Here is a 9966-nt window from a genome sequence, read left to right as displayed (position 1 = left end):
CAGCCAGACGTTGCGGCGGATCGGGTTCTCGATGAAACTATAGGTGAAGATCGACAGAGCCAGCGTCAATGCTGCGCAGGCAAGCCGCCCGGGCCAGGAGAGGTCGGGAACCATCATCGTCGCATAGACGATGACCGGCCAGTGCCAGAGATAAAGCGAGTAGGAAAGTTTCCCCACCCATTGCAAGGGCGGCAGCGCCAGCATGGCGCTAGGCCCTCTTTGGACATTGCCGGAGCCGCTGAGCAGCAGCAGCACGGTGCCGGCCACCGGCACGACCGCCGCGACGCCGGGGAAGGGGGTGGCTTGTTCGCTGAAGGTCAGATAGGCCCCGGCGATCAGCGCCAGGCCAAGCCATGCCAGTGCTGCGCCCAGTTGCGGGCGCTCGCGCCAGAATTTTGCCGGCGCCATCGTCGCCAGGCCGCCGGCGGCGAATTCCCAGGCCCTGAGCGGCGAGAAATAGAAGGCCCAGGGCTGCGCCACGGTGGTGAGCCAGGCGCAGACGGCGAACGACACCGCGGCGGCGAGGCCGATCACCAGGATCGCCGTGCACTTGCCCGGGCGCAGCCATGCGGCCAGCAGAAGCAGTGCCGGCCATACGAGGTAGAACTGCTCCTCGACGGAGAGCGACCAGAAGTGGATGAAGGGGTTGTTCGCCGCATCGGGGGCGAAATAGTCGAACGACCAGCGGATCAGCCATAAATTGATCGCATAGGCCGAGGCGAACATGGCGCCTTTCGAATAGAGCGCCTGTTCGTCCGGCGACAGGATGAAGTAACCCGCGACAAGCGTGGCGAAGATGACGAACAGCGAGGCCGGCAGCAGGCGCCGGGCGCGCCTTGCGTAGAACCGCCACAGGTTCAGCCTGCCGTCCTCGGCCATTTCCCGCAGCAGCTGGCCGGTGATCAGATAGCCGGAGATGACGAAGAAGATGTCGACGCCGGTGAAGCCGCCCGGCAGGTCCGACAGACCGAAATGGAACGCGACGACGCCCGACACCGCCAGTGCACGCAGCCCTTCGATATCAGGCCGAAACGATGCTGACACGGCAAAACCTCGTGTGGTCGTTGAAAAGCCACCCGTTGCGAAGGCTCGACGCGATGCACCGATATTGCAATGCAACAAATCTAACGCAGTGCAACATATGTGGAGTTGGCGGAGTGCAGGGGGTGTGCTCGTCGGCGGCTAGACCAGGAAGCGCCGCGGCGACGCTGCCATATGCACCCGGCGCGGCGGGGTGTTTTTCGAGCACAAGGAAGACAATGGCCCGGCTAGCGGGCCCGCGTACCGATCTCAGGCTTAGAAGGAGCTCGCCGCTCGCGCGCCGGGCTCCTCCCCTGGTCGTCACCAATCACGCATGCGCTGGCGGATGATGACGAGAGTCCCAGACTGCCCAGGCCGATGCCGCAACCACCAGCACGCCGAGGACAACATGGGTCGCCATCGCGTTGGCGTTCGCCACGAAGCCGAGCAGCCAGGGCGAGGCGATCAGCCAGAGCCCGACGACAAGGTTCACCCACTCTTCCCATTCGGCGAATACCGAAAGCGCCGCGAGAGCCAGGGCGCCGAGCACGACTGCGGCAATCCAGGCGTTCCACGCAGGAGCGGTTTCAGCAGCGAAGCCGATGACCCAAGGTGAGATGAACAGGCATGCCGCAAGGATCAGATTGATCCAATCCTGGGCCTTCTTTCCTTCCATCAGATTGTTTGCCATGACAACCTCCACAGATGAAGCTTGACCAAAGCACTACGTCGCGTGCAACGCACGCTTAGTCATTGATATATCGTACTTTCGACGGCTTTCAAGGAGTGGCGCCGGACGGCCGGCCCTGGCGTCGGTTCCGTACCGCGGCGACGCCGCGTCTGCCATCCGCCTGCGCAATTCAGAAGCGCCGGTTCCCGGAGGCTTCGGCTGCTCGGGAGGATGAGGGCAACGTCAAGCGTAGCGGCACGTGGCAACCGTGCCATTGCTGCTGATAATGCGGGCAGGCCCACGTTGCTCATGTCAGGTGCTTCGGCTATTGACCGGCAGCCAATGCCGGCACAGTTCCAAACGGAGCCCGACCATGACAGAGAAGACCATCCTCAAATTCGGCGCAGTCGAAAACGCCTAGGCGGGCGATCTCGCGGGCTGGGTCGTGGTCGACGGCAACCCAACCATGAAGACCGCCGTCCAGCACACCACAGAGGACGACAAGGTCATGTCGGGAACATGGCAGGCTACTCCCGGCACCTATCACGCGACCTACAGCGACTATGAATTCGTGCACATGATATCAGGCCACATCGTCATCACGCCCGATGGCGGCGCGCCCGTCGAAGTCGGTCCCGGCGATGCCTTCGTGGTCGAGGCCGATTTCAAGGAAACGTGGAAGATCATCGAGCCGGTGACGAAGCATTTCGTCGTCAGGGTCGGCTGAGGCCGGAGGCGAACCTATCGCGGCTTGGCGCGCCGCCGCCAAGTCTATTGATCCCGGGGCCTGTCGATCCCCAGGGCCTGTCGATCCCGGCCACCACAAGCGTGGTGCGGTCGAAATAAAAGGATAGAGTCCCTCCATTAGGGGATGGATGAAACTCTAGAAATCGAAATAGATCGCCGGCGGATACGGACTGGACACATTTTTGTCGGCCGGCGCCGCCATCGCACCGGACGAGGCGTTGATCCCGCCGGTGGACTTTTTGTCGAGCGGCGGCCGGGTTTTCTCGGCTGTGGCCGCTTTCGCATCTGTCGCAACGACTTTCGTTTTAGCCTCCACGGTTTGTGAAAGTGCGAGCACGGCGAGAAGTGCAGACAGGGCAAGTTTCATGACGGCGTCCCTCAATGGTTAACGTAAGGTTAACCCCAGCCGCCGGCCCGAACACCGCCGCTGTGTGGAATGGCGTGGAATTCTCCGGAATTCCTGGAATATGGCTTGTGGAAAAGCGCGGCTGCAAGGAACCGGCGCGAGTTAGGCTTACGCAGCCGCGCCGACCCGTAAGTTCAATCCTTGAAGCCGGTCGAGTCTAGCAGGGCGACCTGCTTGCCGTCGATGTAAAAGCGTATCACGTGCGCGCCGCCGTCGACTTCAATGCGCGTCGGCTCGATGGCCGGCGACACAGGAGCCGCCTTGCCATATGTCGCTGCCGCGCGCGAGCCGGCAGCAGCACGCGACGGTCCATCCGGCCCGAAGGTCAGCAGCAGCAGTGCGGCGGATCCAGCCGCACCGCGGTGAAGGGGATTTTGGGAGAAGCAGTCCGGGACATCGAATTATTCCTTACTTTGTTGCGGCGGCATCTACGCTGGTTTCTGCTGGTTGCGAGAGCTCGGCTTCGCTGTCGTTCAAATGACTGAGGAGGGGTGTTGGTATTCAAGCCTAGTTAGCGTGAGTTTCATAACTTGCCCTTGCCCTGCGCGACCTTAGTGCTGCCCGGCAGGGCGAAAAGGGTAGGCGCGTGGAGCGGCGTGGAATTCTGCGGATTTCCTGGAATATGGGACTTTAGGAGAAGTCCGGCCCACATGAATGCGGTGGGAGCAAGGTCTGGCACATGTTATGCCTCGCGGTGGCATAAAGGGGCGGGTGGGATGGCACAGCATATCGCGCAGAAGTTACGGTTGACTGCGGCCCTGCTGGGAACCGTCGCTCGCAAGGATTTGGCGGCGGCGTTCCGAGGCGTCAACCCGAAGACGGCGTTCGATCTCGGCCGTGCCGACAAATGGCTGCAGGGCCGCGCCCAGCCGCGCGAACTCAGCGTCTACGACGACTGGTCGAAGCTTCTCAAGCTGGAGCAGCCCGGCGCCTGGATCGCAGAGAGCGACCTGCCAGGCTTCACGGCGGCGATCTGCGCCCGCCACGGCGTCGAGAGGGCCGAACTGGAACGCCGCGTCGGCGCGCGGTTCGAGACGGCGTCCGGGCATGAAGAGCGAAACCTTGGATTGGCCCTTGCCGGAACCTATGCATGTTATTCGCGCGCCCTGTCGCCCTATTATCGTGGCCAGTTGATCAGGGGCAGTCTTTCGATAGAGACCGGGCCGGGGGCGCACGGCCTGACTGCCGCCTATCGCGAGGCATTGCCGACCGGGCAGCTGCTGCTCGGAGGGCTGATGACGTCGGCAAAACGCGGCCTTTATGCGCATCTGAAGGAAACCAGCGGCGAAGCCCAATTCTTCCTCTGCCTGTTTCCGCACTCGCGGCCCGGAAGCGTGCTTGGCGGCTATCTATGCGGCACCACCATCATCGGCCCGGAGCCGCAGCCGTCCCTGACCAGGATCCTGATGATCCGCTTGCGCAATCGGGCGCCCCAGGGATGGGGCGGATATCTGCCGCCCGACGGGTCGATCGCCGATGATCTGGCTTCGCTCGGCGTGGCAATTGAGCAGCCGGAAATGGTCGACCGGCAGCTGGCGCAATTCCTCGCCGGAGACAGCAAGGACGGCGGTGCTAGCCAGATCCCGCCGGCCGAGTTCCGAGGCATCCTCGACGTGTTCGACCGCCATTGGCTGCGTCATTCGGATTAAGCCTGACCTCGTCTTCTGCCTGTGCGGAACCGATCACCACGTCAGTTGTTTTGTCCGGCGACCGAAGCGCCCGTCCGGCTGTCCAGTTGGGCCGCAAAGCGCCGCCCTTGCCGATCGCGTCTTCGAACTCGCCGGCGCGAAGAAGCGAAAGTTGCACGCCGGCTCAATATGCCTGATCATGGCTATGGCAGGGCGGAGGTATCAAGTGGCGGCCAATCGTCGAAACGGCATGCACCCCGCCGAGCCCGGGGTGATGGGCGTTGTTTCCTCTGCCAGAACCCTCCCGCGCATGTCACTGCCCACCGTCGCAACAGTCGTGGCGGCGGTTGCGGCCCTGTACTTCGGGCGCGAGGTTTTCCTGCCGATCGCAATCGCTCTGCTGCTTACCTTTGCGCTCGCACCCATAGTTTCCGGACTCAAGCGAGTCGGCCTTCCCCGTCTTCCGGCCGTCATCGCCAGCGTGCTGAGTGCATTCACGGTCCTCGCGCTGTTCTCTTTCATTGTCGCCACGCAGGTGAGCGAACTGGCGCAGAACATCCCGCTTTACCAGTCGAATATCCTGACCAAGGTCCGATCCCTGAAGGAGACCGGCGTCGGCGGAGGCATCATCGCCAGGCTGAGTGGCGTGATCGAACGCATTGGTCAGGAACTCGACCGGCAGGAAACCTCACCGCCTACCGCAGGTGAGCCAGAGCGCGAGCCGGTGCCTGTCGAGATCATCGCGCGCGAAAGGCCGCTCCAGGTTCTCCAGAACCTGATCGGCCCGCTGATCAGCCCGCTGGCATCGGCCGGCCTGATCATCGTCGTCGTCATCTTCATGCTGCTCGAGCGCGAGGACCTGCGCGACCGTTTCATACGCCTCGTCGGGTACGGCGATCTTCATCGGACCACCGAGGCGCTCCAGGAAGCGGGCAAGCGGGTCGGCCGATATCTGCTCATGCAATTGGTGGTGAACATCCTCTATGCCGTGCCGATTGCATTCGGGCTTTGGGTTCTCGGCATACCCAATGCACTGCTGTGGGGTTTGCTGGCGTTGGCGCTGCGCTTTGTTCCCTATATCGGCCCGATCATTGGTGCGTTGCTGCCTTTGTTCCTGGCGCTTGCCGTGGCTCCCGGCTGGTCGCTCGTGCTATGGACCGCCGGGCTGTTCGTGGCCATGGAAATGATAACCGGCAACGTCGTCGAACCATGGCTCTACGGTTCACGAACCGGGCTTTCACCATTGGCCATCATCGTTGCGGCGATCTTCTGGACCTGGCTCTGGGGTCCGCTGGGCCTGGTTCTGTCGACGCCGCTCACTGTCTGTCTCGTCGTGCTCGGCAGGCACGTGCCGCAGTTCGAATTCCTCGACGTTCTGTTCGGCAACGAACCGGTGCTCGAACCGCATGCTCGGCTCTACCAACGGCTGTTGGCCGGTGATCCAGAGGAAGCCACAGATCACGCCGAGGAGATCCTGGAGGAAAGATATCTGTTCGAATTCTATGACAAAGTCGCCATTCCCGCACTTCTGCTCGGCGAACAGGATCGGGTGCGGGGTGTCATGGGCGATGAGCAAAGACGACAGGTGGCGGCCAGCGCGCAGACGCTGGTGGCGAACCTCGACGATAGCGCACGGGAGGAAGCAGAGGAGGACGATGATCCGGCCGCGGCCGAGCCTGCCACAGCGGATGAGGACAAGCAGGCTCAAGGGGTGAGCGAGGACGACATCGAACTCCCGGATGGCACGGACGTCTCAGTGCTTTGTGCCGGCGGCCGCGGGGAACTCGACGATGCCGCCGCCGCCATGCTGGCGCAGGTGCTCGAAGTGCAAGGGGCGACGGTCTCGAAGGCGAGCTTTGCCGACATGGAACCGGCGAGCATTCGCCGGCTCGAACTCGACGCTGTCGACACCGTTGTGGTCGGATTCCTGAACCGCGACTCCGTCAAACATGCCCGTTTCCTGGTTCGTCGGCTGAAACGTGTCAAAAGGGCGCTGCGGGTGGGGATCGTGTTCTGGTCGGAGGACGGCGACGACAAAAACACAGCCATCGAATTGGTCAATGAAATCAACGCCGATTTTGTGGCGTATGGCATGGTCGAAGCCGTTCAGGGCGCGTTGTCGAGCGATCCGCCGGTTGCGCTGAAGATCGCTGCCAAGCGCCGCATGCGCCGCCGGTTGCGTCCTGCCAAGAAGGCGCCGCTTGCCGCCGCAAAATGAGCGCGGGACAGGGGCGGCGAGGGCGTGGGCTCATAATCATGTCTGGCGCATTCCTGACGTCGCCCACCTGGCGTCCGCGATCACACCAATCAAAATCAGTCAGTAAGCGTAGCGAGGGCTGAAGTCGCGTGGGCGTCAAAGGTACGGAGCAGAAATGCCAAGTTGGCGGGTCGACCGCCCAACCAGAAATATTTCAACCGAAGGGGAACCTCACGGTCGCAGGCAAGTTCGGTACGCAATGTGGGGGAGATTGCGCCATCTCATCGGCTTTATTGTTGTCGTGCTTGCGATCTTCTCCTTCCTCGGATTCCATTAGGAGGGACAATGCAGCGCGACGACGATCAACGAGGCTGGGCTTGAGAGCGCCAGTCTGTCATTCTGAGGTCGACCTCTGCTCACCGACAACACCTGGACTCGCCTCCGCTCTCGCTCGCTTGGTCAACATTCCACGCTTGCACCCGTACCACTCAGAGGCGAGGTGATGGCGGCCCGAAAGAAATTGTGGTGCGGGTCGGAACTGGCAATGGTCGATCGCCTAGCGGGAGCGCTGGCGCGAGCCTTGGCCGACGGATCGCACGCATGAGCGACGAGCCGGCGCGTCCGCCGGGCGAATATCCGTCCGCGTTTGCCAGCTTCTTCATGGCTGGCTTCGAATGTTCCTCGCATCGGCGCGGCGACGGAGTGCGCCTCGATTTGATTCGCGCAACCGCACACGACAAACATGCTCTCGGCGACTATCGCAGCTGTGCTGCCCTTGGGCTTCGCACGATCCGCGACGGCTTGCGCTGGCACCTGATTGAAACTGCGCCAGGAGTCTTCGACTGGTCGGGTTGGATCTCAATGATCGAAGCGGCTCACGCGGCGGGGGTGCAGGTCGTCTGGGATATATTCCACTATGGCTCACCAGATCACGTAGACCAAGGCGCCCCAGACTTTACAGAAGCCTATGTCCGCTTCGCCGCTGAAGCTGTCCGAGTCCATCGCTCCATCACAGGAGTAGCTCCCTTGGTGTGCCCGATCAATGAGATCTCATTTTTAGCATGGGCGATAGAGGTCGGCTATTTCCCACGCGTGGGGCCGAAGAAGCGGCGATGGTTCAAGCGACAGCTTGTGAGGGCAGCGGTTGCGGGCGTCAAGGCGATGCGCGATGCCGAACCTGGTTGCCGGTTCATATGGGCTGAACCGCTAATCCATGTTGCTCCCCGTGACCGTAGTCGTGCCGAGCAGCGGCGCGCGGAAAATGTCCGTCAGGGCCAGTTTGAAGCCTATGACATGCTGACGGGCCGTGCCGAGCCCGAATTGGGCGGCGCCGAGGACTGTGTCGACGTCATCGGACTTAACTTTTATCCGCACAACCAATGGTACTTTCAGGGGCCAACGATACCGATGGGCCACCACGAATATCGGGCGCTTTCCGACATGTTGGTCGAAGTCGCAGAGCGCTACAGAAAGCCCATGTTTATCGCCGAGACAGGCGCTGAAGGATCAGGCCGACCGGCATGGCTCCATTATGTTTGCGATGAGGTCCGCGACGCAATGAGCCGTGGTGCCCCGATTCAGGGTATATGTCTGTACCCGGTGACTGCGTATCCCGGCTGGGACAATTCGCGCCACGCGGAAGTCGGCTTATTCTCCACGATTCATGCCGACGGTTCGCGCAGTCTTCGCCAGCCGGTTGCAAATGAATTGGAGCGCCAGCGCACACTGTTCGCGGCAGCTGTTTCGTAGCGGTCGAAGAAGGGGCGGGCTACGTCAGTAGGTGGGGAACTGCTCCGAATGTTGGCCGAGCATCGTCCGCTGCGTAAGCATCTGCACCGTGCCGTTTGCCGGCAGGCTCTGTTGAATGCGCGCGAATGTCGCCAGAGCCTGACCGACAACCTGATCCATATTGTAGTAGCGGTACGTGGCCAGGCGCCCGACGAACCACACTTCGGGGCACGCCGCTGCCAGTGCTTCATAGCGTTTGTACAGCGCCTCGTTTTCCGCCCGCGGCACCGGGTAATAGGGATCGCCGATGTCGGTTGGATATTCGTAAGTCAGGCTGGTCTTAGGACTCTGCTGTCCGGTCAGATGCTTGTACTCGGTAATGCGGGTATAGTTTTCCGTCTGCGGATAGTTGACAACGGCGACCGGCTGAAACTGCTCGCAATCAAGTGTCACGTGCTCGAACCGAAGTGACCGATAAGGCAGACGACCAAGGCTCCAGTCGAAATACTCATCGACCGGCCCAGTGTAGATCATCCGCTGAAAGGGGATCTTGTCGCGAATTTCGCGATAATCGGTCTGCAGCATGATCTTGATCCTTGGGTTGTCCAGCATGCGCTGGAACATGCGTGTATACCCGCCAGCCGGCATATTCTGGAAAGTGTCGCCAAAGTAGCGATCATCGCGGTTGATCCGCGTTGGGACCCGCGCAGTCACGGACTTACTTAGTTGGGCCGGATCGACACCCCACTGCTTCCTTGTATAGCCGCGAAAGAATTTTTCGTAGAGTTCCCTGCCAACGGTGCTCACAACTACGTCTTCAGCTGTCCGGACTTCCTCGACCGTCTCTCGTCGGGATGCGAAGAACTCCTCCAACTGCTCGGGCGTCAATTCAAGATCGTACAGACGATTGATCGTGTCGAGGTTGATCGGTATCGGCAGCAGTTTTCCGTCGACCGAAGACAGTACGCGATGTTCGTAAGGCCTCCATTCGGTGAACTGCGAGAGGTAGTCTATGATCGATTGGGCGTTGGTGTGGAATATATGCGGCCCATAGCGGTGGACCAGAATTCCAGCTTCGTCGTAACAGTCATAAGCGTTGCCGCCGACGTGATTTCGCCGGTCGATGAGCAAGACGCTTTCCAGCCGTTGCGATGCGATGCGTTCGGCGAGCACGCTGCCAGCGAAGCCGGCGCCGACAATCAACCAATCGAACATGGTCAGGCTCCCCGGCGCAAAGGCACAATGCTTTTCATTGCATAGGCGCGCTGGATATGGGCAGCCATAGCGTCCCACGTTCGTTCCCAGGACATGTTGGCGAGGTAGGCATCGACTTCCTTCAACAGGAAATTCCGGGGACGTGACAGAAGGGACCGAAGCTTGGTTTCGATGTCTTCGGCGTCAACAATGTCGACCAGGCCTTCGGCGCCATAGGTGCGCACGACGTCCACAATCGCCGTGGAGACCACCGGCAGTCCGGCAGCCAGGAACTCAGGAGTTTTGGTCGGGCTGATATAGCGTGTCGCCTCGTTGAGCGCGAACGGCATCCAGCCGGCGCTCCAGTGCCTGAGAT

General features: G+C 61.4%; 7 protein-coding genes and 2 pseudogenes. 4 read left to right on the top strand and 5 right to left on the bottom strand.

Translation table 11 applies throughout. The features are described 5' to 3' along the window. Positions 1–1044, bottom strand: a 1044-nt coding sequence (locus tag EOA86_RS09195) for an acyltransferase (RefSeq protein ID WP_164891644.1), incomplete at its 3' end; no start/stop codon positions are given. Between the two features lie 304 nt (positions 1045–1348). Then, positions 1349–1711, bottom strand: coding sequence for an SPW repeat protein (locus EOA86_RS09190; protein WP_029351215.1), 363 nt, complete (start codon positions 1709–1711; stop codon positions 1349–1351). Between the two features lie 352 nt (positions 1712–2063). On the opposite strand from EOA86_RS09190, the pseudogene EOA86_RS09185 reads away from it, so the two are divergent. After that, positions 2064–2417 (top strand): annotated as a pseudogene (locus EOA86_RS09185) (cupin domain-containing protein). Between the two features lie 156 nt (positions 2418–2573). Here the strand turns inward: EOA86_RS09185 and EOA86_RS09180 are convergent. Next, entirely contained in the window at positions 2574–2804 is a 231-nt protein-coding gene (locus EOA86_RS09180; protein WP_127210928.1) for a hypothetical protein, read from the bottom strand. Between the two features lie 755 nt (positions 2805–3559). Here EOA86_RS09180 and EOA86_RS09170 point away from each other — a divergent pair. From EOA86_RS09170 to EOA86_RS09160, 3 genes are all read left to right on the top strand, one after another. Then, complete coding sequence (locus EOA86_RS09170) at positions 3560–4492, top strand: hypothetical protein (RefSeq protein ID WP_128341311.1); 933 nt, start codon at positions 3560–3562, stop codon at positions 4490–4492. Positions 4493–4697: 205 nt separating this feature from the next. Continuing rightward, complete coding sequence (locus EOA86_RS09165) at positions 4698–6689, top strand: AI-2E family transporter (RefSeq protein WP_164891643.1); 1992 nt, start codon at positions 4698–4700, stop codon at positions 6687–6689. 579 nt (positions 6690–7268) lie between these two features. After that, positions 7269–8417, top strand: coding sequence for a beta-glucosidase (locus EOA86_RS09160; protein ID WP_128341309.1), 1149 nt, complete (start codon positions 7269–7271; stop codon positions 8415–8417). Between the two features lie 24 nt (positions 8418–8441). Here EOA86_RS09160 and glf read toward each other — a convergent pair whose 3' ends face one another. Together glf and EOA86_RS09150 are read right to left on the bottom strand one after the other, a co-directional pair. Further along, the gene (gene glf, locus EOA86_RS09155; RefSeq protein ID WP_128341307.1) at positions 8442–9611 is read right to left on the bottom strand and encodes a UDP-galactopyranose mutase; all 1170 of its coding nucleotides are present in this window, start codon (positions 9609–9611) and stop codon (positions 8442–8444) included. Between the two features lie 2 nt (positions 9612–9613). Further along, positions 9614–9966, bottom strand: a pseudogene (locus tag EOA86_RS09150) (glycosyltransferase family 1 protein); the annotation flags it as partial.

The sequence above is a fragment of the Mesorhizobium sp. M5C.F.Ca.IN.020.32.2.1 genome (assembly GCF_004023105.1).
Taxonomy (GTDB): domain Bacteria; phylum Pseudomonadota; class Alphaproteobacteria; order Rhizobiales; family Rhizobiaceae; genus Mesorhizobium; species Mesorhizobium wenxiniae.
This window is presented reverse-complemented; position numbering and strand designations above follow the sequence as displayed.